At 77.7% G+C, this 26,155-nt stretch carries 24 protein-coding genes; 15 read left to right on the top strand and 9 right to left on the bottom strand.

Going from position 1 to position 26,155, the window contains the following annotated elements:
• Nucleotides 1-16: 16 nt before the first annotated feature.
• Together NPS70_RS09290 and NPS70_RS09285 are read right to left on the bottom strand one after the other, a co-directional pair.
• Nucleotides 17-580 carry a PadR family transcriptional regulator gene (locus NPS70_RS09290; protein WP_256523610.1) on the bottom strand — a complete coding sequence of 188 codons (564 nt, stop codon included), beginning with the start codon at nt 578-580 and terminating at the stop codon, nt 17-19.
• Between the two features lie 127 nt (nt 581-707).
• Nucleotides 708-1,727, bottom strand: coding sequence for a hydroxyacid dehydrogenase (locus NPS70_RS09285; protein ID WP_256523609.1), 1,020 nt, complete (start codon nt 1,725-1,727; stop codon nt 708-710).
• Nucleotides 1,728-2,119: 392 nt separating this feature from the next.
• Here NPS70_RS09285 and NPS70_RS09280 point away from each other — a divergent pair, with 392 nt between their 5' ends.
• From NPS70_RS09280 to NPS70_RS09270, 3 genes are all read left to right on the top strand, one after another.
• Complete coding sequence (locus tag NPS70_RS09280; protein ID WP_256523608.1) at nt 2,120-2,572, top strand: hypothetical protein; 453 nt, start codon at nt 2,120-2,122, stop codon at nt 2,570-2,572.
• A 276-nt stretch (nt 2,573-2,848) separates the two neighbouring features.
• The gene (locus NPS70_RS09275) at nt 2,849-3,040 is read left to right on the top strand and encodes a DUF6381 family protein (protein ID WP_256523607.1); all 192 of its coding nucleotides are present in this window, start codon (nt 2,849-2,851) and stop codon (nt 3,038-3,040) included.
• A gap of 234 nt (nt 3,041-3,274) precedes the next feature.
• A complete protein-coding gene (locus NPS70_RS09270; RefSeq protein ID WP_256523606.1) occupies nt 3,275-3,457 on the top strand; it encodes a hypothetical protein in 183 nt (60 codons plus the stop codon).
• Nucleotides 3,458-4,441: 984 nt separating this feature from the next.
• Here NPS70_RS09270 and NPS70_RS09265 read toward each other — a convergent pair.
• The gene (locus NPS70_RS09265) at nt 4,442-5,296 is read right to left on the bottom strand and encodes a hypothetical protein (RefSeq protein WP_256523714.1); all 855 of its coding nucleotides are present in this window, start codon (nt 5,294-5,296) and stop codon (nt 4,442-4,444) included.
• Between the two features lie 293 nt (nt 5,297-5,589).
• On the opposite strand from NPS70_RS09265, the gene NPS70_RS09260 reads away from it, so the two are divergent.
• The 9 genes from NPS70_RS09260 to NPS70_RS09220 all read left to right on the top strand — a co-directional run bounded on the left by NPS70_RS09260 (nt 5,590) and on the right by NPS70_RS09220 (nt 14,855).
• On the top strand, nt 5,590-6,429 hold the full coding sequence (locus NPS70_RS09260; RefSeq protein WP_256523605.1) for an MHYT domain-containing protein: 840 nt from the start codon (nt 5,590-5,592) through the stop codon (nt 6,427-6,429).
• 61 nt (nt 6,430-6,490) lie between these two features.
• Nucleotides 6,491-9,331 (top strand): nitrate- and nitrite sensing domain-containing protein, encoded by a 2,841-nt coding sequence (locus NPS70_RS09255; RefSeq protein WP_256523604.1) that lies wholly within the window; start codon nt 6,491-6,493, stop codon nt 9,329-9,331.
• Nucleotides 9,328-9,750 (top strand): roadblock/LC7 domain-containing protein, encoded by a 423-nt coding sequence (locus NPS70_RS09250; RefSeq protein WP_256523603.1) that lies wholly within the window; start codon nt 9,328-9,330, stop codon nt 9,748-9,750. The genes NPS70_RS09255 and NPS70_RS09250 overlap by 4 nt, the downstream gene beginning before the upstream one ends.
• The gene (locus tag NPS70_RS09245; protein ID WP_256523602.1) at nt 9,747-10,148 is read left to right on the top strand and encodes a DUF742 domain-containing protein; all 402 of its coding nucleotides are present in this window, start codon (nt 9,747-9,749) and stop codon (nt 10,146-10,148) included. The genes NPS70_RS09250 and NPS70_RS09245 overlap by 4 nt, the downstream gene beginning before the upstream one ends.
• A 117-nt stretch (nt 10,149-10,265) precedes the next feature.
• Nucleotides 10,266-10,868, top strand: a complete 603-nt coding sequence (locus NPS70_RS09240) for an ATP/GTP-binding protein (RefSeq protein ID WP_256523601.1) — start codon at nt 10,266-10,268, stop codon at nt 10,866-10,868.
• A 157-nt stretch (nt 10,869-11,025) separates the two neighbouring features.
• Nucleotides 11,026-11,439, top strand: coding sequence for a roadblock/LC7 domain-containing protein (locus NPS70_RS09235; protein ID WP_256523600.1), 414 nt, complete (start codon nt 11,026-11,028; stop codon nt 11,437-11,439).
• Between the two features lie 205 nt (nt 11,440-11,644).
• Entirely contained in the window at nt 11,645-12,673 is a 1,029-nt protein-coding gene (gene tdh / locus NPS70_RS09230) for an L-threonine 3-dehydrogenase (protein WP_256523599.1), read from the top strand.
• A 55-nt stretch (nt 12,674-12,728) separates the two neighbouring features.
• Entirely contained in the window at nt 12,729-13,928 is a 1,200-nt protein-coding gene (locus tag NPS70_RS09225; RefSeq protein WP_256523598.1) for a glycine C-acetyltransferase, read from the top strand.
• Between the two features lie 12 nt (nt 13,929-13,940).
• Nucleotides 13,941-14,855 carry a LysR family transcriptional regulator gene (locus NPS70_RS09220; RefSeq protein WP_256523597.1) on the top strand — a complete coding sequence of 305 codons (915 nt, stop codon included), beginning with the start codon at nt 13,941-13,943 and terminating at the stop codon, nt 14,853-14,855.
• A 289-nt stretch (nt 14,856-15,144) separates the two neighbouring features.
• On the opposite strand, the gene NPS70_RS09215 is transcribed toward NPS70_RS09220, so the two are convergent.
• The 4 genes from NPS70_RS09215 to NPS70_RS09200 form a co-directional block, all read right to left on the bottom strand.
• Nucleotides 15,145-15,690 carry an SRPBCC family protein gene (locus tag NPS70_RS09215; protein ID WP_256523596.1) on the bottom strand — a complete coding sequence of 182 codons (546 nt, stop codon included), beginning with the start codon at nt 15,688-15,690 and terminating at the stop codon, nt 15,145-15,147.
• A gap of 259 nt (nt 15,691-15,949) precedes the next feature.
• Entirely contained in the window at nt 15,950-18,262 is a 2,313-nt protein-coding gene (gene secD, locus NPS70_RS09210) for a protein translocase subunit SecD (RefSeq protein ID WP_256523595.1), read from the bottom strand.
• 129 nt (nt 18,263-18,391) lie between these two features.
• Entirely contained in the window at nt 18,392-18,820 is a 429-nt protein-coding gene (locus tag NPS70_RS09205; RefSeq protein WP_256523594.1) for a hypothetical protein, read from the bottom strand.
• 140 nt (nt 18,821-18,960) lie between these two features.
• The gene (locus NPS70_RS09200) at nt 18,961-19,608 is read right to left on the bottom strand and encodes a DUF4360 domain-containing protein (protein ID WP_256523593.1); all 648 of its coding nucleotides are present in this window, start codon (nt 19,606-19,608) and stop codon (nt 18,961-18,963) included.
• 453 nt (nt 19,609-20,061) lie between these two features.
• Between NPS70_RS09200 and NPS70_RS09195 the strand changes: the two genes are divergently transcribed.
• The 3 genes from NPS70_RS09195 to NPS70_RS09185 all read left to right on the top strand — a co-directional run bounded on the left by NPS70_RS09195 (nt 20,062) and on the right by NPS70_RS09185 (nt 23,124).
• On the top strand, nt 20,062-20,793 hold the full coding sequence (locus tag NPS70_RS09195) for a class I SAM-dependent methyltransferase (protein WP_256523592.1): 732 nt from the start codon (nt 20,062-20,064) through the stop codon (nt 20,791-20,793).
• 274 nt (nt 20,794-21,067) lie between these two features.
• Complete coding sequence (locus NPS70_RS09190; RefSeq protein ID WP_256523591.1) at nt 21,068-22,024, top strand: endonuclease/exonuclease/phosphatase family protein; 957 nt, start codon at nt 21,068-21,070, stop codon at nt 22,022-22,024.
• Between the two features lie 107 nt (nt 22,025-22,131).
• A complete protein-coding gene (locus NPS70_RS09185; protein WP_256523590.1) occupies nt 22,132-23,124 on the top strand; it encodes a lytic polysaccharide monooxygenase in 993 nt (330 codons plus the stop codon).
• 58 nt (nt 23,125-23,182) lie between these two features.
• Here NPS70_RS09185 and NPS70_RS09180 read toward each other — a convergent pair whose 3' ends face one another.
• Both NPS70_RS09180 and NPS70_RS09175 read right to left on the bottom strand, forming a co-directional pair.
• Nucleotides 23,183-24,379, bottom strand: a complete 1,197-nt coding sequence (locus NPS70_RS09180; protein WP_256523589.1) for a hypothetical protein — start codon at nt 24,377-24,379, stop codon at nt 23,183-23,185.
• The gene (locus NPS70_RS09175) at nt 24,376-26,064 is read right to left on the bottom strand and encodes a serine/threonine-protein kinase (RefSeq protein WP_256523588.1); all 1,689 of its coding nucleotides are present in this window, start codon (nt 26,062-26,064) and stop codon (nt 24,376-24,378) included. The genes NPS70_RS09180 and NPS70_RS09175 overlap by 4 nt, the downstream gene beginning before the upstream one ends.
• Nucleotides 26,065-26,155 lie beyond the last annotated feature (91 nt).

The following is a 26,155-nucleotide window of genomic DNA, read 5'->3' as shown; positions in this document are numbered from 1 at the left end:
GGGGCGCGCCCGGCGCTCAGGCGGGCGGGAGCCCCGCGGCCAGGCGGTGGAGGGTGGCGAGGACGTCGTCCAGCCAGTCGAGGGTCATCCGCTCGTAGGCGATGCCGCCGCGCAGGACGACGTGCTGGAGTTCCCTGCCCGGGTCGGTCGGGGGAGCGCCGGGCCCGGTGAAGTCCCGTTCCTGCCCCGCCAGGTAGTGCGCCAGCCGGTCGGCGTGCACCCGCCGGTGCCGCTCGACCTCGCCGACCAGGGCGGCCGGCTCGTCGAAGGCCGCCCCGCGGATCTTCACGGCGAGCTCGTGCCGCAGGCTCTCGGGCTCGATGGGCTCGTGCAGCCAGCGGGAGAGGGCGGCGCGGCCGGGGGCCGCCACCGAGTACTCCTTCTTGTCCGGTCGGCCCCGCTGGGCGACCTCGCGGACGTCGAGCAGGCCCTCGGCCTCCATACGGCGCAGCACGCGGTAGATCTGCTGGTGGGTGGCGGTCCAGAAGTAGCCGATGGACCGCTCGAAGCGGCGCGCCAGCTCATAGCCGGACCCGGGCCGCTCCAGCAGGGACACGAGGATCGCGTGGTCGAGCGCCATGCGGCGATGGTGCTATGCAACTCGTTGCATAGGCAAGGGCGGGGGCGCCGGGTGAGACGCGGCTCACCCGGCGCCCCCGCCCGGCCGGAGCACCCCGGTTCCCCTCCGGGCGCGGTCGAGGAGCGGTTCAGGCCAGGAACGGCATCCGCTCCCGCAGCACCGGGTGGGCGAACCCGGCGCCGGAGGCCCAGCGGCCCGCCTCGGCGACCGCCTGCGCCGCCAGGCGCCGCCACTCGTTGCCCTGGGACCCGGCCACATGAGGAGTGATCAGTGCGCCCTCGCACGCCCACAGCGGATGCCCGGGGGGCAGCACATCGGGCTCGGTGACGTCCAGCACCGCCCGGATCCTGCCCTCGGACACCACCCGGACGAGCGCCTCCTGGTCCACCACCGCCCCCCTCGCGGTGTTCACCAGCACCGCGTCGTGCCGCATCGCCTCCAGCAGCTCCCGGCTCACCAGGCCCCGGGTCGCCTCCAGCAGCGGTGTGTGGACGGTGACGGTGTCGCTGCGCTCGAACAGCTCGCGCAGCCCCACGGCCTCGGCGCCCAGCGCCCTGGCCTCGGCCGCCGAGACGAACGGGTCGTGGAGCAGCACCGCGAGGTCGTGCGGCCGCAGCAGCTCGGCGACCCGCCGCCCGGTCATCGAGGCGGACAGGATCCCCACCGTGCGGCGGTAGTTGCCGACGTGCCCCGGTGTGCGCAGCCAGTCCTCCCGGTCCGCCCCGGCGCGGTACTCCCGTGCCTGCTCCAGCACCCGCTTCCCGCTCAGCAGGACCATCGCCACCGTGTACTCGGCGACCGGCACGGCGTTGGCCGCGGCGGCCGAGGACACCTCCACACCCCGCTCCCAGCACGCCTCGGTGATGTGGCCCCGCACCGACCCGGCCGTGTGCACCACCGCCCGCAGCGAGGGGGCGCAGGCGAGCACCGCCTCGTCGAGCGGCGGGCACCCCCAGCCGGTGACCAGGAGCTCGGTACCGGCGAGCACGGCGCGCGCCCGGTCGGTGGCCAGGTCGTCGAGAACCGGTGGCGGCGCGAGGTCGCAGACCTCCTCCAGGGCGGCGAGTTCCCGGCCGCCGAGCACGGCAGCGGCCGCGGCGGGGGCCATCGCGAGCGCCGCGCGGGGGCGCCTGGTCGTGGAGGGCATGGGTCTCCCAAGGGGGCGTCGAGGGGCGGCCGTTTCCCGGCCTGGTGGGCCGCGGCTGGGCGCCAGTGAAGCGCCCGGGCCACCGCCCGGCAAGGACCGCCCCTCACCGGGCGGCCGTGCGCCGCCGCGCAGGCCCGGCCGGGCGCTCCGCACCCCCGCCGCGGGCCGCCCGCGGCGGGGAGCGGGGCGGGGCTCCCCGACCCGGCCCGTCCGGACGCCGGCGCACCGGCCCCGCCCGCCGTCCCCGGCGGGCGCACCGCCATGCGGGCCGCGGCGCCCGGCCGTGGTGCCGCCCCACCCGGACCGGCCGGTACGGAGGCGAGCCTCCGCCCGGCGAGGCCGTGCCTCTCCCGCCTCTGGACTCGGCGGCAGCACAGCACGGGGGCGGGGTCATGGACAGGAGCACGGGCGCCGGGGCGGACGGCGACCGCGCCCTGCTCCGCCCCGTACGGGCCGCGGACGTGGACCGGGTGGAGCGCCTGCTCCGCGAGGGCGGTCGCCCCGGCACGCTGGACGCCGCGTTCCGCCTGGCGGTCCGCACGCGGGCCGGGTACATCGCCCAGCTCCTCCTCGCGCACGGGGCGGATCCCGGCGCGAGCGGTCCCGGAGAGCTGCCGCCGCTGCGCGACGCGGTCGCGTCGGGGTCGCCCGCGCTGGTGGGGGCCCTGCTGGACGACCCGGAGCGGCGGGTCGGGCTCACCGCCGTCCAGGGGCTCGCCCTCCACGGCGACGACCGCTGTGTCGAGGCCGCCCGTCGACTCGGCCCGCCGCGGCCCGAGCACCCCGACGAGGAGCACCTGCTCGGCGCGGCATGGCGCCACGCGTGGCGGCACGACGGGCGCTGACCCGCCGGGGCGGCGTCCGTCGCTCTGCCACGGGCGTCGGGCGTGCGCTCCGCTCCCGCTCCCGCGGTGCCGCCTCCAACGGGCGGCGGCGCGGGAGCCGCGCGCAGGTGCTCCGCCGCCGTCGGCCCCGTGGTCCTGCCGGACCCCGCGGTGCCTCCGGCGGCGAGGCGCTCCGCCCGAGGCACCGCGCGGGCCGCGGCGGCGGCCCGGGATGCGCTGCCGCCGCGGGCCTGCTTCGCTGGCGGTGGGGGCACCCACCGCGTCCGAGGAGCGATCATGAACCAACCCGAGGAGTCCCGGGGCCGGGTGCGCCAGATGCGCGAGAAGGCCAGGGAACTCGACGAGGCCGCCGAGCGCAGCAGCGACCCGAAGGAGCGCCAGCGGCTCAAGGACAAGGCGCGCAGGCTCTCCGCCCAGTCGGACCAGGAGTCCGCGATGGCCACCGGGGACATCTACCCCGACCGGTGACGCCCGGGTCACGCACCCGGCCCCGGCCCGCCCCGGCCGGTCCGCCGCCCGGCGCCGGGACCGCTCGTCCCGGGCCGCGGACCGCCCGCCCGCGGTCGGCGTCCCCACCGGTCCCGGGGCCCGCCGCCTCCCCGCTGCGGCCCCGTGCACCGCGTCCCGCGGCCGCGGGAACCGAACGACGGCCGGGGGCGTTCTTCCCACAGGAGCGGCCACCGCCGAGAAGGAGGCGACGAGATGTCGACACGCACCAAGGTCGTGATCGGGGGAGTGGCCGTGGGCCTGCTCCTGATGCCGCTGATCGGCTTCTGGCTCTCGCTGCTGGTCGTGGTGGGAGTCCCCGCGGTCGCCTACTTCATGCTCGACCCGAGCCAGCGCCGGAGGCTGCGGCGCGTGTCGCGCCGCGAGATCGGCCGCTGACCCGGTCTTCGACCGGGACCGGGAGGCGAGGCCCGTGGGGCCGTCTCCCGGGCCGAGGACGGCCTTAGACGCCCCTGTGCGGCGGCGTCCGGCGCCCGCGCGCGGAGCGGAGCACCCCCGACCCGGTCCGGGCGCTCGCGGAGACCCCGGCGGCGGGGCCCTGCCGCCCGGCGTTGCTTCGCGTCACGCCCCGGGCCGCTTCCGTGCGCCCCGGGCACGACCGCCGGGTACTCCGGCCGAGGATCGCTCGTGAGCCCCCGGTGCCTCCGACTTCCGTGGCTTGCGCCGCTCGCCCCGGCGGCTGTGCGGCCGGCGCCGGTCCGGGCCCGCGCCGTCGCGTCGGACTCGGCCTCGCCGGCCAGGGCCCGCGGCCGGGGTTCGATCACGGTCGCTCCCGACCGTCGCCACGGGCCGGCGGACGCCCGGCTGGCCAGCGGCACGGTCGCGTCGTGGCGCGGGGCGAACCGCGCGGCGGCGACGGCGGGCATCCGGTGGGCCAGGCCGCGGACGTGTTCGAGGAACGTCCCGGGCAGCAGGCCGTCGTGGGTTTCCGGGCAGTGCGGGACGTCCTGGCGCCACAACCGGGCTCCGTCGGTGACCCGGGACGAGCGTCCCGCGGAGTGGCCATGGCTGCGGCCGGTGACGACGTGGTGTCCGGTCTCCCCGGCGTCGATCAGGACGCCGCCGGTGGCCGGGAAGACCACCAGGTCCGCCTCGCCCGGTTCGCCGACGGGCCGGACGGCGTCGCGGACCGGTCCGCGACACCGTCCGGAGCGGGCGCCGGGTTCGTTCGCAGCGGCCCGGCGAGCCCGGCACCGCTCCTCCCCGGGGCCGTCCCGTGGTCTCCTCGGGCGGGTCTGCCGCGCGGCGCCGGATCCGGTGCGCCGCACGGCGGAGGACCGCCTTCCTGCCGGGGGCGTGCGGGCGACGCGGCGGGGTGCCGCGGCCGCCGTCGCGCGCCCGCCGGGTCCTGCGGGACAGGCCTCAGGCAGGGTGGAGCGCGATCTTCTCCAGCGTGTCCAGGAGCGAGGCGAGCCGGTCGCTGCGCTCCACGGGGACGACCTCCAGCGGCTCGTCGTCCAGCAGCACGTAGGCGAGGTCGTCCGTCCGGGCCACCAGCGACCAGCCGGGTCCGTCCGCCCGGATCGTCCGGGCGCCGCCGGGTGCGAAGGCGGAGCGGACCCGGCCGGGCGGGGGCGGGTCCTCGCCGTAGGCGACGGCCTCCCGCAGGGCGCGCCGGACGCCCTCGGCCAGCCGCCCGTCGTCCTGAGGCTCGGCCTCCCGGGTGTCCCCGCGCGCCCCGGCGGCCTCCCCGTCCCCGTCCTCGTCTCCGCCCGCGTCCCCGTCGGCGTCCCGCGCCGTGCGTTCGCGCCACTGCGCCCACTGCGCGGCCACCTCGTCCGCCCCCAGCCGGCGCTGCGCCGGGCCCCAGGACGACGTGTCGGGAGGGGCCAGCGGGGGCCGGTCGCCCTCCTGCGGGACCGGGTCGTGGGGAGCCGGCACGCCCGGAGCCGCGACCGCCAGCTCCAGCGGCCAGCCGGGCAGAGCCGAGACCACCGAGCGCTCGTCGGGCGACAGGTCGTACTCCATGCCGCAGTCCCAGGAGGCGACGGCCACGGCCACGAGCGAGACGTCGTCCACCACGACCGTCCACCGCGCGCCGCTCCCGTCCTGCCCCATCACCAGCCCGTAGCCCTCGGCGTAGGGCTCCAGACCGAGGGCGGCGCACGCCTCGGGGTAGTCGTCGCCGAGCACGCCCGGGAACTGCGCGGGTGTGAGCAGCACGGCGGTCAGCACATACAGCGCGTCATCGTCCACGACCTCGTCCGCCCCGGCCACGGCCACCTCCCGGTCCGATCCGTCGTCGGCGCACCCTAACCACTGGGTAACCCGCACGTCGAGAGCTTCGGGCCCCGGCCCGCCCGGGGCGGACACGGGCGGGACCGGTCCGGGAAGCCGGTCCGGGCGCCGGGCCGACTCGCGGGCCGGGAAGCCGGATCCCCCTGTCGTGTGCGTTCTGCGCACCCGTTCGAACGCCGTGCGGTCGCCCCGGGGCATCCGATTGTCATATTCCGCCAGCTTTCGAACTGCGCCCCCTCCGTGAGCCCCCGTGCGCCTAGCGTCCCTGGGCCATGGGACACCTGGACCACGCCGCCTTCGGCGCCCTGACGCCCGCGCTCTCCTTCCTGGCGGCCGCCGTCGGCGGTGCGCTCGGGCTGCGCTGCACCGTCCGCGCCCTCGCCGCGACCGGCCGGGCCCGGCGCAACTGGCTGGCCACCGCCGCCTCCGCCCTGGCCACCGGCATCTGGACGATGCACTTCGTCGCCATGCTCGGCTTCGACGTCCAGGGCACGCAGATCCGCTACGACGTCCCGCTGACCCTCCTGAGCCTGCTGGTCGCCCTGCTCGTGGTCGGCGCCGGCCTCTTCTGCGTCTGCCGCGGCGGCGGCCGGACGCCTCCCCTGCTGGCCGGCGGCCTGGCCACCGGGCTGGGTGTCGCCGGGATGCACTACCTCGGCATGGCGGCCCTGCGCCTGCACGGCAGCGTGCACTACGACCCGCTGCTCGTCGCGCTCTCGGTCGCGGTCGCCGTGGCCGCCGCCACCGCCGCGCTCTGGGCGGCGGTGCACATCAGCTCACCCGCCGCCGTGGCCGGCGCCTCCCTGGTCATGGGTGCCGCGGTCAGCAGCATGCACTACACCGGCATGCTCGCCGTCAGCGTGGAGGTCGATCCGTCCACCGCCCCGCTCGGCGGCGCCTCCGCCCTGCAGTTCATCCTCCCCCTCGCCGTCGGGCTCGGCTCCTACCTCTTCGTCACCTGCGCCTTCGTCGCGCTCTCGCCCACGGCGGCGCAGCGGGCGGAGCACGCGCCGCCGCCCCGGGGCACCGGCCGCCGCGCCGCCGCCCCCGCAGGCGGGGAGCCCGCGCCGCGCGCACCCAGGCCGTCGGCCGGGAGCCCCGGGCAGGGCTGACCCGTCCCCCCGACCAGCCACGCCAGCCGAACCCCGACCCCGCACCCGGAACGAGGAGGCCATGCCCACACCCCGCACCAGCCCGGGCGACGAGAGCGCCCGCCCGGGGCCCGGGCCCACCGCCCGGCGGCGGCGCGCCCACGCAGGCCCCCCGGCCGTGGAGCACACCGGGCACGCCCCCTCCTCCGCCCGGCCGCGACCGGGCGCGGGGAGCGCCGCCGGGCCCGCCGGGGGGCGCCGCCTCCTGCCCCGGGCCCGGAGCGTGCGCGCCAAGGTCGTCTGCCTGCTGATGGTGCCGGTCGTCGCCCTGCTCACCCTCTGGGGCCTGGCGACCGTGACCGCGGCCCAGGACCTCGCCCGGGCACGACTGCTCCAGCGCCTCGACACCCGCGTCACCGGCCCCGCGGCCGCCGCCGTGACCGCTCTCCAGGCCGAACGGCACGCCGCGCTGCGGCAGTCGGCCTCCCCCTCCGGTGAGCGGGCCGCGGCCCTGCGCACGGAGGCGGCACGCACCGACGCGGCCGTGGACCGCCTGGTCCCGCCCGGCGGAGGCGCCCCCGACGGCCTGCCCCGCGAGGTCGGCGCCCGCCTCGCCGCCTTCGTCCGGGCCGCCGGGGAACTGCCCGCCGTCCGCCGTGCCGCCGCCTCGGGCGAAGCGGACCGGGAGGCCGCCTACCGCACCTACACGTCCGCGGTGGAATCCGCTCTGGCGGTCGGCGGCGCGACCGCCTCCTTCCGGGCCGGCGCGGACGCCTCCCGGGCCCGGGCCCTCACCGAGGCGGAGCGCTCCGCCGAGATGCTGGCCCGGGAGGACGCCCTGCTCTCCTCCGCCCGGCTCACCGGGGAGCTGGACGCCGCACACCAGCGCCTGTTCACCGGCGCGGCGGCGGCCCGCACCGCCCTCGGCGAGGCGGCCTCCACCGGACTCGACGGCCCGGCCCGGCGGGAGTGGCGCGCGCTCTCCGCGCACCCCGCCTTCCGGGGCCTGCGCACGGCCGAGGAGCGGGTCGCCGCGGCCGCACCCGGCCGCAAGGCCGCGGCGGCCGTCTCCGCCGAGTCCTGGGCACAGCTCCGCACCGCGGTCGGCGACCGGCTGGGCGCCGTCCAGGACCGGGCGCGCGAGGACGTCGCGCAGCGCGAGGACCCCTTCGCCGCGGCCCTGACCGGCACCTCGGGCGCCGCCGTCGTCCTGGGCCTGGTCGCGGCCGGGGCGGCACTCGCGGTGTCGGTGCGCATCGGCCGCGGGCTGGTGCTGGAACTCGCCCTGCTGCGCAACGGCGCACTGGAGATCGCCCGGCGCGAACTTCCCGAGGCCATGCGCCGCCTGCGGGCGGGTGACCCGGTCGACCTCCCGGAGGAGGCCCCCGGAGGGCCGCCTGCCGCAGACGAGATCGCCGAGGTGGGCCACGCCCTCACCACGGTCCACCGCGCCGCGCTGGAGGCCGCCGCCGAACGCGCCGAACTGGCGGGCGGGGTCTCCGGGGTCTTCGTCAACCTCGCACGGCGCAGCCAGGCTCTGGTGCACCGGCAACTCGCCCTGCTCGACGGCATGGAGCGGCGCGCCGAGGACCCCGGCGAGCTGGAGGACCTGTTCCGGCTGGACCATCTGACCACCCGTATGCGACGGCACGCCGAGAGCCTGATCATCCTCTCCGGGGCGGCTCCCGGGCGGGCCTGGAGCCGCCCCGTCTCCCTCACCAGCGTGGTGCGCGCCGCGGTCGCCGAGATCGAGGACTACGCACGCGTGGAGATCCGGGGGCTGACCGAGGCGTCGCTGCCCGGTGCGGCGGTCGCCGACACCACCCATCTGCTCGCCGAACTCGTCGAGAACGCCACCCAGTTCTCCCCTCCGCACACCAGGGTCCGGGTCAGCGGCGAGATCGTCGGCAACGGCTACGCCGTCGAGGTCGAGGACCGGGGCCTGGGCATGGGCCGCGAGGCCCTCGACGAGGCCAACCGCCGGCTGGCCCGGCCCGAGGGGCTCGACCTCCTCGACAGCGACCGGCTGGGGCTCTTCGTGGTCGGCCGCCTGGCCGCGCGGCACGGTGTCACCGTCCGCCTGGGCACCTCCGCCTACGGCGGCACCACCGCGGTGGTGCTGCTGCCGCACGCCCTGCTCCAGGACCCCGCTCCGCCGCCCTCCGGCCGCAACGCGGAGCCGCGCACCGCCGCACCGCGACCGCAGCGCCCCCCGGCCGCCCCGGACCCGGAGGCCCCGTCCGGGCCCCGGGCGGGCGGGCCCCGGACGGGCCCCGCGGCCGGTGCGGGTGCGCCCCGGGGGGCGCCGGCGAGCGGCGGGGCACCCGGACCGGCCGCCGACGGGCCGGCGGACCCCGCGCACTCCCGTGCGACCGCGCCCCGCGCGCCCGGCGTGCGCCCCGCGCCCACCGCGGTCCCGCGCACCCCGCCCGGGGCGCGCGGTGCCGGCCGGCCGCTCGGCACCGGCCCCGCGGAGCCCGCCCCGCCCGGTGTGCACGCCCTGCGCCCGCGCCATGCCCCGCCCCGGGCGGCGGCCCCCGCCCCGGCGAGCGCCGCCCCGCCGCGCCCCGCCCCCGAGGCGGACGGCGGCCTGCCGCGCCGGGTCCGTCAGGCCCACCTGGCACCGCAGCTCCGCACCGCCCCGGCCGCCCCCGGCGCCCCGGCCGCGACCGTCCGGCGGACCCCGGACGCCGCGCGCGAGCGGATGGCCGCCTACCGCGAGGGCTGGGCCCGGGGCGGCGGCGCCGCCCCCGGCGCGCCGGCCGGGGGCTCCGCACTCCCGGCGGACCCCCCGCGCCCCCGCCCGCCCGCGACCCCGCTCCCGCACCGGCGGCAGCACCCCCAGGGGGCCGGGGGCGCCACCCCGCGCCCCGGCGACCCCGGCGGCGAAGCCGCACCAGGCAGCGAAGGAGACCGCTCATGACCCAGGCCCCGCAGGCCGCCGCCCGCCACCGCTTCGGCGACCTGGACTGGTTGCTGGACGACCTCGTCACCCGCGTGGGCGAGGTGCGTCACGCGGTCGTGCTGTCCGACGACGGTCTGCCGGTGGGCGCGTCCGAGGGACTGGGCCGCGAGGACGCCGAGCACCTCGCCGCGGTCTCCTCCGGATTCCAGAGCCTGGCCAAGGGCACCGGCCGGCACTTCCACACCGGGCAGGTGCGCCAGACCATGGTCGAGATGGACGACGGCTTCCTGTTCGTCGCCGCCGCGGGCGAGGGCTCCTGCCTCGCCCTGCTCACCACCGTCGGCGCGGACATCGGCCTGATCGCCTACGAGATGGCCCGGCTCGTCAACCGCGTGGGGGAGCACCTGGGGGCTCCGGCCCGGGTGAGTTCCCCGTGAGCGCACCCCGCGAGCGCGCCGCCGCCCGCTGGTACGACGCCGAGGCGGGCCCGCTGGTGCGCCCCTACGCCATGACCGGCGGCCGCACCCGGCCGGGTGCGGCCGGCGTCCCCCTCGACCTCATCGCCCTGGTCGCCGCGGTCGACACCGGCCCCGGCCCCGGTGAGGACTCCCTGCTCGGCCCCGAGCACCGGGCGCTGCTGTCCCTGTGCGCCGCGGGCGTGCAGTCCGTCGCCGAACTCGCCGCGGACGCCGACCTGCCCGTCGGCGTCGTGCGCGTCCTCGTCGGCGACCTGCTCCAAGCGGGCCATGTGCAGGTCAGCCGACCGGTGCCCCCGGCACGCCTTCCGGACGAGAGGATCCTGCGTGAGGTCATCGACGGCCTGCGTGCCCTGTGAGACGGCCGCTCCCCGCGGCAGCCCCGCCTTCCCCGGCGCCCTCCCCGCCCCGCCCGGAGCGCGCCTCCCCACCCGCAGCACCCCCTTTCGTCCCCGTATCCCTGGAAGAGGCGAGCCATGGCCGTCGACAGCACACCGCGCACCGACCCCGACAGCGCCCTCGCGCTGAAGATCCTCGTCGCCGGGGGGTTCGGCGCCGGCAAGACCACGCTCGTCGGGGCGGTGAGCGAGATCCGGCCCCTGCGCACGGAGGAGCAGCTGACCGAGGCCGGTGCCGGCATCGACGACACCGGGGGCGTCTCCCGCAAGACGACCACCACCGTGGCCATGGACTTCGGCCGCATCACCATCCGCTCCGGGCTCTCGCTGTACCTCTTCGGCACCCCCGGGCAGGACCGCTTCTGGTTCCTGTGGGACGAGCTCGCGCACGGTGCACTCGGCGCCGTCGTCCTCGCCGACACCCGGCGGCTCGCGGACTGCTTCGCGGCCGTCGACTACTTCGAGCACCGGCGCATCCCCTTCGTCGTCGCCGTCAACTGCTTCCCCGGGGCCCGCTCCTTCGGGGCGCACGAGGTCTCCCGCGCCCTCGACCTCGACCGCGGGACGCCCGTCGTCCTGTGCGACGCGCGCGACCGCGACTCGGGCAAGGAGGTGCTGGTCCGGCTCGTGGAGTACGCGGGCCGGATGCACGCCGCGCGGATGCTGGACTCCGTCGGATGACGGGCGCCGGACGCGGCGCCCGGCGGATCATGGCCGGGCCCGGCCGCGGCCCGGCCGCCGGACCTTGCCCCCGGGCGCCGCGTGCGAAAGGCTGGCCGGCGAACGCGGGGCCACGGGGAACGGGCCACGGGGAACGGACCGAGGGGGAGGGACGGCTATGGCGCCGGACAGGGGAAAGGGACTCGACTGGCTGCTGGACGACCTCACGCAGCGGGTCGACCACATCAGCCACGCGCTCGTGCTCTCCAGCGACGGCCTGGTCACGGGTGCGAGCACCGGGCTGCCCCGCGAGGACGCCGAGCACCTGGCGGCCGTCTCCTCCGGACTGCACTCGCTCGCCCGCGGCTCGGGCCGCCACTTCCGTGCGGGGCGACCGCGCCAGACCATGGTCGAGTTCGACGAGGCGATGCTCTTCGTCACGGCCGCCGGTGAGGGCAGCTGCCTGTGCGTCCTGAGCAGTGCCGAGGCCGACGTGGGCCAGATCGCCTACGAGATGACGCTGATGGTCAACCGGGTCGGCGAGCACCTGGGCGTGGCGGCGCGCCAGTCCGCGCCCGGCACCGAGGGCTGAGCCCGCGTCCGGTTCCCGGCCGGCACCCCGCCCCGCGGGACGCGGGCCCGCCGCCCCGGCCGGGACGTGAAGTCGATCTACGGGTGCGCTTAAGAAATCCTCGATGGACGCGACGCTCCGGGCTGGGCAGATTGGAGCCCGTCCACTGACCGGAGCCGTATTTTCGGATACCGGTCAGTCCCGTCGCACGCCTGGAGCCGCATCCATGAAGGCACTCGTCAAGCAGCACGCCGAACCCGGGCTGTGGCTCATGGATGTGCCGGAGCCCGAGACCGGCCCCGGCGACGTGCTGATCAGGGTGCTGCGCACCGGTATCTGCGGCACCGACCTGCACATCCGCTCCTGGGACGGCTGGGCCCGCCAGGCCGTCGACACCCCCCGGGTCCTCGGCCACGAGTTCGTCGGCGAGGTGGCCGCCGTCGGCGCGGACGTCGACGGCATCGCGGTCGGCGACATCGTCAGCGGCGAGGGCCACCTGGTGTGCGGCAAGTGCCGCAACTGCCTGGCCGGCCGCCGCCACCTGTGCCGCAGCACCGTCGGCCTCGGGGTCGGCCGCGACGGCGCCTTCGCCGAGTACGTCGCCCTCCCCGCCTCCAACGTCTGGGTACACCGCACCGAGGTCCCCCTCGACATCGCCGCGATCTTCGACCCCTTCGGCAACGCGGTGCACACCGCGCTGTCCTTCCCGCTCGTCGGCGAGGACGTCCTGATCACCGGCGCCGGCCCCATCGGCATCATGGCCGCGGCCGTCGCCCGGCACGCCGGCGCGCGCAACGTCGTGATCACGGACGTCAGCGAGCCCCGCCTGGCGCTGGCCCGCAAGGTCGGCGCCACCCTCGCCGTGAACGTCGCCGAGTCCGGCATCGCCGAGGCCCAGCGCCGGCTCGGGCTGAAGGAGGGCTTCGACATCGGCCTGGAGATGTCCGGCCGCCCCGAGGCGGTCCGCGACATGGTCGACAACATGACGCACGGCGGCCGCATCGCCATGCTCGGCCTGCCCGCGGAGGAGTTCGCCGTCGACTGGTCGAAGATCGTCACCTCGATGATCACCGTCAAGGGCATCTACGGCCGCGAGATGTTCGAGACCTGGTACGCCATGACGGTGCTCCTGGAGGGCGGCCTCGACCTCGGCCCGGTGATCACGGGCAGCTACTCCCACCGCGACTTCGACGCCGCCTTCGACGAGGCCGCCAACGCCCGCAGCGGGAAGATCATCCTGGACTGGACCGCCTGAGCCCGACCGGCACCGCCCCGCTCTCCCCCCGAGAAACCGCCTCTAGGAGAACCTCATGTACGCGTCCGTCCGCGACGAACTCCGCGCCACCCTCGACGAGATCCGCGACGCCGGGCTCTACAAGCCGGAGCGTGTCATCGGCACCCCGCAGAGCGCCTCGGTCGGGGTGACCGAGGGCGGTGCCCCCGGCGACGTGCTCAACTTCTGCGCCAACAACTACCTCGGCCTGGCCGACCACCCGGCGGTGGTCGCGGCGGCCAAGGACGCCCTCGACCGCTGGGGCTACGGCATGGCCTCGGTCCGCTTCATCTGCGGTACCCAGGAGATCCACAAGGAGCTGGAGCAGCGGCTGTCCGCGTTCCTGGGGCAGGAGGACACGATCCTGTACTCCTCCTGCTTCGACGCCAACGGCGGTGTGTTCGAGACCCTGCTCGGTCCCGAGGACGCCGTGATCTCCGACGCCCTCAACCACGCCTCCATCATCGACGGCATCCGGCTGTCCAAGGCCCGCCGCCACCGCTACGCCAACCGCGACATGGCCGACCTGGAGCAGCAGCTGAAGGACTCCGTCGCCGGCGGCTCCCGCCGCCGCCTGATCGTCACCGACGGCGTGTTCTCGATGGACGGCTACGTCGCGCCCCTGCGCGAGATCTGCGACCTCGCCGACCGCTACGACGCCATGGTCATGGTCGACGACTCCCATGCCGTGGGCTTCGTCGGCCACGGCGGGCGCGGCACCCCCGAGCTGCACGGTGTGACGGACCGCGTCGACATCGTCACCGGCACCCTCGGCAAGGCGCTCGGCGGCGCCTCCGGCGGCTATGTCGCCGCCCGGGCGGAGATCGTCGAGCTGCTGCGCCAGCGGTCCCGCCCCTACCTGTTCTCCAACTCCCTCGCCCCGGTCATCGCCGCGGCCTCCCTGACCGTGCTCGACCTCCTGGAGTCCGCCGGGGACCTGCGCGGGAAGCTCGCCGCCAACACCGCGCTGTTCCGGTCCCGGATGACCGAGGAGGGCTTCGAGCTGCTGCCCGGCGACCACCCGATCGCCCCGGTCATGATCGGCGACGCGGCGAAGGCGGGCCGGATGGCCGAACTCCTGCTGGAGCGCGGCGTGTACGTGATCGGCTTCTCCTACCCGGTGGTCCCGATGGGGCAGGCCCGCATCCGCGTGCAGCTGTCCGCCGCGCACTCCACCGAGGACGTGGAGCGGGCGGTGGCCGCGTTCGCCGACGCCCGGGCCGCGCTGGAGGGCTGAGACAATGGCCGGGTGATCGACCCCCGCCGGCTGCGCATCCTGCGGGCCGTGGCGGACCACCGGACGGTGACCGCCGCGGCCGCAGCGCTCTATCTGACCCCCTCGGCCGTCTCCCAGCAGCTCAACGCACTGGAACAGGAGACCGGTCACACCCTGCTGATCCGCGGTGGCAAGGGGGTGGCGCTGACCGCCGCCGGGGAGATCCTGCTGGCCCACGCCCACGCCGTCCTCGCCCAGCTGGAACGGGCCGAGGCCGATCTGGCCGCGTACGCCCGGGGCAGCGAGGGGACGGTCACCGTGGCCGCCTTCGCCACCGGCATCACCGAGGTGGTGGCCCCGGCCGCCGCCGCACTGGCCCGCGGGCGGCCCGGCCTCGCCCTCCGCGTCCGGGACGCGGAGGGCGACGAGAGCCTCCCGCTCGTGCTGGACGGCGAGGCGGACATCGCGGTCGCGGTCGAGTACCGGGGCGCGCCCGGGGCCGACGATCCCCGCCTGGCCCGGGTGCCGCTGTACGCGGAGACCTTCGACGCGGTCCTGCCCGCCGGCCACCCGCTCGCCGAGGGCCCGCAGGTGGCCCTCGCCGCCTTCGCCGACACCGACTGGATCGGCCCCTATCCCGGGAACCCCTGCCACGACATGGTGCTGCTCGCCTGCGAGCTGGCCGGCTTCCAGCCCCGGCTGGTGCACCTGTCGGACGACTTCCGCGCGGTGGTGGCGCTCGCCGGGGCGGGCGCGGGGGTCGCCCTCGTCCCGCGCTCCGCGCTGCGGGGCATGGACCTGCGGGACACGGTGGTCAGGCCGGTCTCGGGACCGGCCGCGACCCGGCGGGTGTTCGCCGCGGCCCGCCGGGGCGCCGAGGAGCACCCGCTGATCCGGCCCGTGCTGGACGCCCTCGCCGGGGCGGCCGGCGGGCTGTCCACGTCCTGACGCCCGCGGCGCGCGCCCGGCCTGGCGCCGGGTCCGCGGTCCCCTCACGGGCACCCGCGCACGCCGTACCGGGCCGGCCCGGGGGACGCCCGGTGCCGGGACTGCCCTCCGACCGTGCGGAGGCCCGCACCCGGCGCCCCGCACCGCACCCGGCGGACGGCGCGCGGCCTTCCGGGGACGTCCCGTCCGCCGGGCGGTCCCGTTGGCCTTGCGTCCCCGGCCGGGCCCGCCGGTCCCCGCACCGCGCGGCGGGTGGGCGGCCCGGCGTGCGCGGCGCTCCGGGCGGTGGTCAGGGCCGCCCGGCTCCGGTGCCGTCCGGCGCGCCGGACGCCGCGTCCGGTGCCTCCAGCGCGCGCTTGAGGTTGTCGAGCGTGATGCGGATGTTGCGGCGCTGGAACTCCGCGAAGGTCCGTCCCCGGGTGACCGCCCTGTCGAAGACCAGGGCCAGCGCGTCCGGCCAGGCCCGCCGGTCGTCCCTCCAGGTCTCCGTCACGCGGGTCCCGCCGCCGTCCACCGGCTCGAAGCGGTACTCCCAGGTCGCGATGCGGCCCGGCAGCCGCGGCCGCCTGGCCCCGATGGCGTGCACGCGGAAGGCGAACCGCCGCCCGGGGTCCGCGGCCGTCACCGTGCACCGGGTGGTCCAGGACAGGGGGCCGCGCCGGTTCCGGCCCTCGAAGACGGTGCCGACCGCCACCGGTCCGGCGCCGCGCAGCACGGCACCGCGGTTCTCGGGACTCCAGCGCCCCATCAGCGTGGGGTCGCTGACCTGGGCGTAGACCGCGGCCGGAGGGGCGTCGACCACGACGCTGTCCGAGACGCTGAGGATCCGGGGCATGGGCGGGCTCCGATCGTCGGGGAGGGCCGACGCTACCCGTCCGGCGCCGGGTCAGGTCACCCCGGGGTACCCGCCGGTAGCCGGGAAGGCCCGGCGCGCGGGACCGCACGCGGCGGGGAGGCCGGTCCGACGCCGCGGCGGGGTGCGCGGCCGTCGCCGTGCACCCCGCAGGGAGGCGGCCCGCCCGACGTCCCGTCCGCTCCCGCCCGGGTCGGAGCGGGCGGGGCGGGACGCCGGGGGGAACGTCCGTCGGCGTGGCTCAGACCACCGCGCCGTCGTTCGGCCGCGGGCGGGCCGCGGCGGTCCCGCCCGCGGACGCCGTGCCCCGGCCCCCGGGGAAGCGGGACTGCAGTCCCACGACCACGGGCATCGCGGTGAACACGGTGGACGCCATGCCGACCAGCACGCCCGCGATCAGCGCCACCGAGAAGTCGGCCAGCGAGTCGCCGCCCAGGAACGCGAGGGCGAGCAGCACGAACAGGGCGCCCATGCCCGTGTTCACGGTGCGGGGGAGGGTCTGCGCGACCGCCCGGTCCGCGAGCTCCGGCCACCCGAGCCGTGTCCCGGTGCGCCGCAGCTCGCGCAGGCGGTCCAGTACCACCACGGTGTCGTTGACGGAGTAGCCGACGACGGTCAGCAGGGCCGCCAGGAAGACGCTGTCGACGGGCTTGCCCAGCCACGCGAACAGGCCCACCACCAGCAGCACGTCCTGGGCCATGGCGACCACCGCCGCCGCGGCGAAGGTCCACCGGAACCGGATGCTCAGGTAGAGCATCTGGGCGGCCACCGCGATACCCAGCGCGATCAGCGCGTAGGTGCGCAGTTCGCTGCCGAGACTGGGTCCGATCAGGTCGTCCCGCTCCACGGTCAGCGTGCCGCCGGATTCCTGGAGGGCCTCCTTGATGCGCTGCTGGTCCTCGTCGCCGGTCTGCTTGGTGCGGACCGAGACCTCGTCGTCGTCCGTGGTCTGCACCACGGCCTGGGGGTAGCCGGCGTCGACGACGGCCGCGCGGGCGGTGTCCGCGTCGATCGGCCGCTCGGCCGCGTACTGCACGATGCGCCCGCCGGTGAACTCGACGCCGAAGTCCAGGCCCCGGATCCCGATGCCCGCCGCGGCCAGGACCAGCAGCCCGCCGCAGACCGCCAGCCAGCGCCTGCGGTGCCGCATCAGCCGCGGCGGCCGCGCGGTGAGCCGTGCGCGGAGCCGCCCGGTGCCCGCCATCCCGGTCAGCGCGGGGCGCCGCGCCACCGCCTTGCGGCGCACGGCCCACTCGGCGAGCAGCCGGGTGATGACCATGGCCGACAGCATGGAGGCCAGCACGCCGATCACCAGCGTCACCCCGAAGCCCTTGACCGGTCCGGTGGCGAAGACGAACAGCAGCGCGGCGGCCAGCAGCGTGGTCACGTTGGAGTCGGCGACGGCGCTCCAGGCCCGGGAGAAGCCGGTGAGCAGCGGGCGCCGCAGGTCGCGGGGGGCACGGCGGGCGCCCGGCGCGGTGTACTCCTCCCGGGCGCGTTCGAAGACCAGGACGTTGGCGTCCACGGCGATGCCGATGGCGAGCACGAAGCCCGCGAGCCCGGGCAGCGTCAGGGTGGCGCCGAGCGTGACCACGGCGGCGTAGGAGATGAGGCCGTACAGCCCGAGGGCGACGGTCGCCAGCAGCCCGAGCAGCCGGTAGACGGCGATGATGAACAGCCCCGTGCAGGCGAGCCCGATCAGCGCGGCCAGGGCGCTGGCCCGGATCGCCTCGGCGCCGAGCGTGGGGCCGACGGTGCTCTGCTCGATCACCGTCACCGGGACCGGCAGGGCGCCGCCCTTGACCAGAGCGGCGAGGTCGCGTGCCTCCTCCGCGGAGAAGCCGCCCGTGATCTGCGTGGCGCCCCCGGCGATCCCGGCCCCGCACGGCACACCGGCCTCCATGCCGGGGGCCGACACGATCTGCTCGTCGAGCACGATCGCCACCCGCCGCGCGGGATCCCCGGGCGCGGCGCACGCGGCCTCGCCGGTCAGTTCGGCCCAGCTCTTGCCGGCCGCGTCGCGGAAGGCGAGGTCGACGGTCCAGCCGCGGCCCGTCTGGGTGTCGAGCACCGCCTCGGCGTCCTCGACGCCGTCGCCGGTGAGCGCGGGCGGTCCGAGGCGCAGGAAGGCGCCCGGCGCGTCGGGGTCGGCGAGGGTGCGCGAGCCGTCCTCCGCGGGTCCGGCCGCCGCCTCGGCGGCCGAGATGACGGGGTGGAAGGTCAGCTGGGCGGTCCGGCCGATCACCTCGGCGGCCTCGCGGGGGTCTTGCACGCCCGGCAGTTCGACGACGATGCGCCGCTCGCCGGAGCGGGCCAGGGAGGGTTCGGCGACACCGAGGCCGTCGACCCGGCGCCGCAGCACCTCCAGGGCGCGGTCGGTGGCTTCGGCGTCGGCGCGCACGGTGGGTGCGTCGCGGGCCTCGAGGACGATGCGGGTGCCGCCCCGCAGGTCGAGGCCGAGGCGCGGCGGGGTGGTGAGGGCTGCGTAGAGCGAGAGGCCGACGACGGCGAGCGCGAGCAGCGCTCGCCAGAACGTGGCACGGCGAGAGGTCATGGGTGACTCCACGGGCGGTCCCGGGTCGGTGCGCGGCCGCGTGGGCACGGCGCCGCGGCCCGGGACGGGCGGACGCGAGGAAGGTGCGCCCGGAGTCCGCACGATGGGTGCGGCCGGGCGCGGGGAACGTCAGCGGTGGTGCCGCGTGGAGGGGGGTGCCCGGCTGTGGCGGGCGCCGAGGGCGTCCCTCGGCGGCGCGCGGTCCTGTGCGGGCCGGGCCCGGTCGGTGCCGTCCGCGGGCGGCAGGGAGAGCGCGCCGCCGGGGGCCAGGGCCGGTGGCGCCGCCGGATGGCGTACGGGCTGCTCGGAGCCGGCGCCGTGCCGGACGGCCGCGTCCGGTGCGGTGTGCGCGGGGGCGTGGACTTCCTCGGTCCGGGCGGTGCTGCCGCGGGCGGGCCACGCGGCCGGCGCCGGTGCCGGGGAGGCGGCGGAGGCGGGGCGCGCGGCGGCGGCCCAGGCCGCGTGGACGGGCCCGCAGACGGCCGTGACCGCGGAGGCGAGTCCCAGGAGCAGGGTGGTGAGCAGGGCGGGAGCCGTCGGCGGTCTGCGCCTGTCCATCGGTCCCCCTCCGCGTGCCGGTGCGAGCCCGGACCACCCCTGCCGCCCACAGCGTAGGCCACGTCGGCGGCCGTGCCGCCCGGGGGCGGGAAGAGGCCCCGGCCGGGAGGGGGAGCCCGGCCGGGGCGGCGCGTGCGGCGTCAGGTGCCGGGGCACTCCTTCCAGGCCAGGTGGTAGACGGTGCTGATGTCGCCGTCGGTCGAGTCCATGGTCATGTAGCTGGTGGTCGCCGGGTCGGACGTGCCGGCGCTCACGCGGATCTCGGTGTTGATGTTGAAGTTCCGCTGTACGCCGCACGGGGCCCAGACCAGCTGGGCCCAGTCGGTCTCGTCCGTGGCCTGCCAGTTGTCCTCGTACGGGCCGTTGAAGAGGTGCGAGCGCGACTCGGTGTTCGGCGAGCCCTGGAAGTAGTACGAGGCCTTCTCGGTGCTGCGGGCGCCCGGCTGGAGCGAGGCGTAGCCGCGGTAGTCGGCGCTCGCGATCGCGTAGGTGAATCCGCCCGGTACGTGCACGAGCAGGCTGAGCTGGCAGTTCTTCCTGGCCGCTGTGGGCGGGGCGCCGCCGCCGACCTGGGCCAGGTAGTCGCTGTAGGTCACGGTGAAGGCCGTGTTGTCCTCCGATACCGCGACGGCCGCCGTGCCGAGCGGGCAGCCCGAGCCGTTGACGGTGGCGATGTCGATGACGATCTTGTCGGACGGCGGGTCGGGGATCGTGGGACCGGCCTCCGCGGGCAGCGCCGAGGCGAACAGAGCGGCGACCGCTCCGCCCACCAGGATCGGGGCTCTCATGCGTCTCCCATCCGTTGCTGGGGTGACCCGGTCCGGCGCCGTCGTGGGTGCCGGACCGGGCGGGGGGTGCGGCCGCTCCCGTGGGGGAGCGGCCGTCCTGCTTGCGCCGGATCGAGCGTGCGGTGTGGTTGAGGCGGCCCGCCGATGGTTGAATAGTCATGCACATGACATTCGTGGGACTCGGCGGACGCCGTGCACGGGGCGCTCCCGGCGGCGAGCACCGGGAGTGCGTCGAATGCTAGGAAGCCGCGGGCCCCGCGGACCAGCGCGGCCCCGGCCATTGGCGGCCCGCGCGGGGGCCGGTGAATGGCCGGGAAGCGAGGGTGCGCCGCCCCGCGGCCCGGCCCGGCACGCCCCGGGCCCGTCCGGACGCTGCCGCCCGCGGGGGCGGCCCCCGCGCGGGTTCGGCGCATACCGGTCCACCGGGGACCGCGTGCCCCTAGGCTTGCGGTGATGTTCTCTCCCCAGGGACCCACGGTGCGGGAACTCGCCGTGCAGGCCCTCTCCTCGACCCGGCGCGGGTACGACCTCCTCGCGCCCTCCTTCGACGCCACCCCCTTCCGCACGCCCGACAGGATCCTGGGCGCCGTCACCGCGGAGCTGGGCCCGCGGGGGCCCTTCCGCGCCGGTCTCGACGTGTGCTGCGGTACGGGGGCCGGTCTCGCGGTGCTGTCGCCGCTGTGCCGGGAGCGGGTGACCGGCGTCGACTTCAGCGCCGGAATGCTGGCCCGCGCGCGGCAGGCGGCCGCCCGCGCACCGGGCGGCGGCCCCGCCGTCGACTGGGTGCAGGCCGACGCCCGGGCCCTGCCGTTCCGCGGGGGCTACGACCTCGCGGTGAGCTTCGGCGCCTTCGGCCACTTCCTGCCCGCCGAGCGTCCCGCGCTGTTCTCCTCGGTGCACGCGGCACTGCGGCCCGGGGGCTGCTTCGCCTTCCCCGTCACCGCCCCTCCGCGCCCCGGGTCGCGGGGCTACTGGAGCCTGCTCGGCTTCGACGCGGCGATGCGCGTCCGCAACACCCTCCGGCGTCCGCCGTTCGTGATGTACTACCGGACCTTCCCGTTCTCGGGCGTCCTGGCGGACCTCCGGCGGTGCGGGTTCTCGGTCGAGTCGGTGCCGCTCACCGCCCTGGGAACCCTCCCGGGCGGCGCCCCGAGAGCCCGTCTGCTCCTCGCCCGGCGCCCTTGAGCGGTCCGCTCACGCGGCTGCGGGCTCCGGCGCCGGGTCCCCGGTCCGCAGCGGCCACCCCGTGAGCCGGGGCGCCCCGGAGCGTCTGGCAGGATCGCCGGAGAGGACCCCGACGGGGTGAGGGGCGCGGACGAGGGGGGCGGAGCGCATGCGCGACGGGGCGGCCGGGAGCGCCGGTGCGGGGGGTGCCGGGGCGCCCCGGGCGGGCGGTGCGCCCGTGACCGCCGCCGGCCCCCCGGAGCCGGCAGCCCCCGGCCCGCGACGGGGCCTTCGCGTGCTCCGGGCCCGGGTCCAGCGGACCGGCTCCCGCCGCGGGCGGCGCGGCGCGGTGATCGCCTGCTGCGCCGTGCTCACCGCCGTGCTCCTCGTCCTTCCCGGTGCGGTCCCCAACGCCGGTCCCCGGGCCGGCAGCCTGCTGGAGACCTTCCTTCCCTGGCTGGGCGTGCCCGCCCTCCTGCTGGCGGTCGCCGCCCTGCTGCGGCGCGCGCCGGCGGCACTGGCCGCGTCCGCGCTGCCCCTCGCGGCCTGGCTCGTGCTCTTCGGCCCGATGCTCGTGCCCGCCGACCCGGGCGGTCACGACCTGACCGCGGTCCAGCACAACGTCAGCGACGAGAACGCCGACCCCGCCGGGACGGCCCGGGCCCTGCTGCGCGCCGCACCCGAGCTCATCGCCCTGCAGGAGCTGACCCCCGAGGCCCTGCCCGCCTACCGCGAGGTGCTGGCACCCCGCTACCCCCACCACGCGGTGGTGGGCAGCGTCGGGCTGTGGTCGGTCCATCCGCTTCGGGACGCACGCCGTGTGGACATCAGGCCGCGGGGGTTCGACCCGGCGTGGAACCGCGGCCTGCGGGCGACCCTGAGCACCCCCTCCGGCGACCTCGCCGTCTATGTGGCCCACCTTCCGTCGATGCGCCTCGGCGTGCCCGAGGGGCTCGGGTCGGAGCCCCGCGACGAGGCCGCGGCCCTGCTGGGCGAGGTGCTGGCCGGGGACGGTGCGGAGCGCGCTCTCCTCCTCGGCGACCTCAACGGCACCGTCGACGACCGGGGGCTGGCCCCGGTCACCTCCAGGCTGGGCGCGCACGGGCCCGGCTTCGCCTTCAGCTGGCCCGCGTCGCTGCCCGTGGCACGTATCGACCACGTCCTCGCCCGGGGCGCCGCCGTCGTGCGGATCGACTCGCTGCCCGCCACCGGCAGCGACCATCTGCCCGTCGTCGCCCGGATCCGCCTCTGACGGGGCGTCCGCCCGTCCCGGGACGGGCGGTCCCGGAGCCGGTGCCGGCTGAACACCGGGGCGCCGCCGTCCGTACTGAGCGGCGATCCCCGCCCCAGGAGGCCGCCGTGAACCAGCACCGCGCACCCGCGCTCGCCGTGTCCGCCGCGCTCGCCGTGCCCTTCCTGCTGCTCGCCCCGGCCGCGGCTCCCGCCGCCGCCCACGGTGCCCCGACCGACCCGGTCAGCAGGGCCGCGGCCTGCGGCGCCGGGAGCGCCGAGCTCCGCGCCACCGACGCGTGCCGTGCGGCCGCCGCCGCGAGCGCCGGGGGCAGCCTCGGGCCGTGGGACGACCTGCGGGTGGCGGGCGTGGCGGGCCGCGACCGGAGCCTGATCCCGGACGGGCGCCTGTGCAGCGCCGGCCTCGGACGCTACCGCGGGCTGGACCTCGCGCGGGCCGACTGGCCCGCCACACTCCTGCGGCAGGGGGCCGCGGTCACGATGACCTACCGCGCCACCATCGCCCACCGGGGGACCTTCACGGTGTACGCCACACGCCAGGGACGGGATCCCGCGGCCCCGCTCACCTGGGGCGCGCTCTCGACCCGCCCGCTCGCCACGGTCACCGACCCGCCCCTGCGCGACGGCCGCTACCGCATCCGCTTCCGGCTCCCCGAGAACCTGACGGGGCGCCATGTCCTGTACACCGTCTGGCGCAACACGGACACCCCCGACACCTACTACTCCTGCTCGGACGTGGTGCTCACGCCGGGAAGCGGAGCGCCCTCCACGCTCCCGGTGCCCTCCGGCGGGGGCGAGGGCGAGGACGTACAGGACCCACCCGAGGCGCAGCCCCCGGCCCACGAGCCGCCCTCGCCCGCCGCCCCGGACGGCGCCACCGGCGAACCCGGCGGCGCGGAGCCCTCCGCCGGAGCAGGCGCCGGGGCACCGGCCGGGCCCCCGCAGGCCGGGGCGCTGCCCGCACCGCCGCGCACCGCGCCGACGGCCCTGGAGCGACTCCGCGACGACAAGGCCGTCGGCATCCTCGCCGGAGGCGTGGCCGGAGTCCTCGCCCTCGCCTCGCTCTGCGGGGCCGTCCTGCTGCGCCGCCGCGCCGTCTGAGGGCCCGCCGACCGGGGCCGCGCGGACCCTCCGGGCGCCGCACGGAGCGCGCCGGCGCTCAGGGGCACCGGTAGACGAACCCGGCCGCGGCGGTGTGCAGCCCCGGCGACTCGATCCTCAGCTCGGCGCGGGCGGGCAGGGTGCCCCGGCCCCGGAACGTCCACAGCAGGTGCAGCCGCACCTCGTCGCGGCCCCGCTCCACCCGCTCCTCGAGCCGCCCGGAGGACGACCCGTCGCTGCGGACCCAGCGGTAGGTGAGGGTCCCCGGGCGGCCGTTGGTGCGCACCACGGCCACCACGTCCGCGGTCCCCCCGCAACCGGGCCCGGCCGCCGGTGCCTGCACGGACACCGAGCGGACGGCGACGGTGGGCAGGCGCTGCCAGGCGAGGAAGGCGAGCACCGCGAGGAGGACGCCCCCGGCGAGGGCGTACCGCCGAAGAGCCCGTCCCCGGCCCGGGGCGGGCGCCGGACCGGGGGCGCTGCCCTGCCAGACCGCGGCGGCCGCCGCGGGGCCCCGCCCGTCCATCACCGCGGTCACGCCCGGCCCGAAGCGCAGCACCTCCCCGTCCACACGGTCGGGCTCGGCCCCACCCGGTGCGGGGGCGCCGGGCAGCGGGACCGTCGCGCCCGACTCCGGCAGAGGGCCCGGCGGATGCGGATCGCGCCGGGTGGTGTCGGTCCCGTCGGCCGACGGCCCCTCGAACCAGTGGCTGCCGAGCGCGGTGGCGCTGTAGCCCTCGGGTTCGGCCCCGGGGGGCGCGCCGTGCGCCGGGGCGTCCGCCCCGGCCGCACCGCCGGGGGGTGTGCTCCCCGCGCCGGCCGGGGGAGCGGCCCCGCGGGCCAGGCGTACGGTGCCCGCCTCGCCCGGTGCCGTCCCGGCCGGGTGCCGGAGCCGCACGGTCCCGGACCCGGCGGGCGGCGGTGGGCCCGCGCCGTCGAGCCGGACGGTGTCCTCGCCGGTGCCCGGCGCGCGCACGGTCCCGCCGCACGCGTCCTCCGGCGCCGCGGCCCCCTCGGCCGCCGCCGGATCGCCTTGCCGGAGGGTCTCGTCCTCGGGGCCGGGGGCAGCGCCGCCGTGCGGGGCGCCGGCTCCCTTGCCGAGCCGCACCGTCCGCTCGGCGCCGCCCGTCCGCCCGTCGGCCCGGCCGCGGTCGTGCTCCCGAGGACCGCGGCCGGGCCCGTCGGCGGCCCTTCCGCCGTCGCCGAGGTGCACGGTGTCGTCCTCCCCGCCGCGCGGGGCCCGGGGCGTGCTCATCCGACCGGGCACCCCCGCCGCGTCATGATCTGCTGGAGACCGCCGCCCTGCCCGGCCGCGGGGTCCGTCGAGGCCGTGACGCCCCAGTAGCACCCCTTGCCCAGGAAAGTGTGCGCCACCTCCAGCGTGTAGCGCGAGGCCCCGCTGCGCGTGAGGGACTGCGTCCCGTCGGGCGCGCCCGGAGCGCCCTTCTCGAAGGAGGTGGACCAGGCCACGCCGATCGTCACCGGGCCCGTCCCCTCGGTCACCACCTCCACGACCGCGGCAGCCGTGTTCGGTCCCGTCTGGCGCAGCGAGGTCACGGACACCGACACCACCCGCACGTCGTCGGGAGCCGGACGGGTGGACGCCGGGGGCTCCGGCGACGGCTCGGGCGGGGCGGCTGTCGTCGGCGACGCCGTCGGAGTCCACGTCCCGGGGCCGCTCGGGGCCGGGGACGGGGGCGGGGTGGGCCATGCCGGGGAAGGCGAGGGGGCCACCAGCGAGGGCAGCGGCGAGACGCTGCCGCCCACGCTCGGCGAGGGACTCGGCGTGACCTCGGGTGCGGAGGACGCGGGCGCCGGGGGAGCGGAGGGCGCCGCCTCGGGCGCCGGGGGCGCCGCGCTGGTGGTCGCCAGGACCTCGGCCACGGCCCGGGGGCGGTCCGCGGCCGCCTGGGGGGAGACCGCGAGGGCCGCCACCACGGCCGCGGCGACCGCCGCCGCCACCCCTGCGAGCGCCCGTCGCAGGCCGGGGGTCAGCCAGCCGCCGGCGCCCGGCACCGGGCTCGCCGGGGCGAGCGCCGTGGTCGCCGCGTCGACCACGCCCGCCGGGCCGCCCGCCGAGGGGAGCAGCAGCGGCAGCAGCGCGGTGAGCGCGGCGAGCCGCCGCTGGCCGCGCTCCTCCCAGTCCGGCCCGTAGGCCGCCGTCGCCGCCTCCTCCAGCTCCGCGACGAAGGCCGCGGCGTGCGCGGGCCGCTCCTGCGGGGACTTCGCCAGGCCGCGCCCGAGGAGCGGCCGGACGGGTTCCGGGACCTCCTGGAGCGGGACCGGGCCCTCGATGTGCTGGAGCGCCAGCTCGGCGAAGTTCTCTCCGCGGTAGGGCTTGCGGCCGGTCAGGCACTCGAAGAACACCGCGGTGGCCGCGTAGACGTCGGTCGCGGGGGAGGCCGTGCCGCCCTGCCACTGCTCGGGTGCCATGTACGAGGGCGTCCCGGCCACACCGGGCGTGGTGCCGCTGCGCGCGGCGATGCCGAAGTCCACGAGCTTGGAGGTGCCGTCGGCGGCGACCAGGACGTTCTCCGGCTTGTAGTCGCGGTGCACCACGCCCTGCCCGTGGGCCGCGGCGAGCCCCAGCAGGGACCCCTTGAGCACGGCGAGCGCGGCCTCGGGGCCGGTCGCCCCCTCCTGCGCCAGCAGGGCGCGCAGGGCGATGCCGTCGACGAGCTCCATCACGATGGCGGCACCCGCGGGCGCCTCCACGTACTCGTAGAGCCGGGCGACATGGGGCGAGTCCAGTGCGCCCAGCAGCCGGGCCTCGGCCCGGAACTCGCGGACGAACCCGGAGTCCTGCCGCAACCGCTCCCCGAGGTACTTCACCGCGACCGGGACGCCGGTCGCCTCGTGGACCGCGAGCACCACACGCCCGCCCGCCCCGGCGCCCAGGTCCCGGGAGTGCGTGTACCCCGGCACTGCCCACTCGTTCATCGCGTCACCCCCGCACAGGACTCCCGCCGCACCGTGCGGCCTCGCACCGTGTCGGTGCACCTTCCCCGAGAGGGACACCGACCACCGTCCG

The organism is Streptomyces sp. C10-9-1, assembly GCF_024497955.1.
In the GTDB taxonomy this organism is placed as follows: Bacteria; Actinomycetota; Actinomycetes; order Streptomycetales; family Streptomycetaceae; genus Streptomyces; species Streptomyces sanyensis.
Note: the sequence above shows the minus strand (reverse complement) of the source record. Positions and strands in the feature narration are given on the sequence as shown.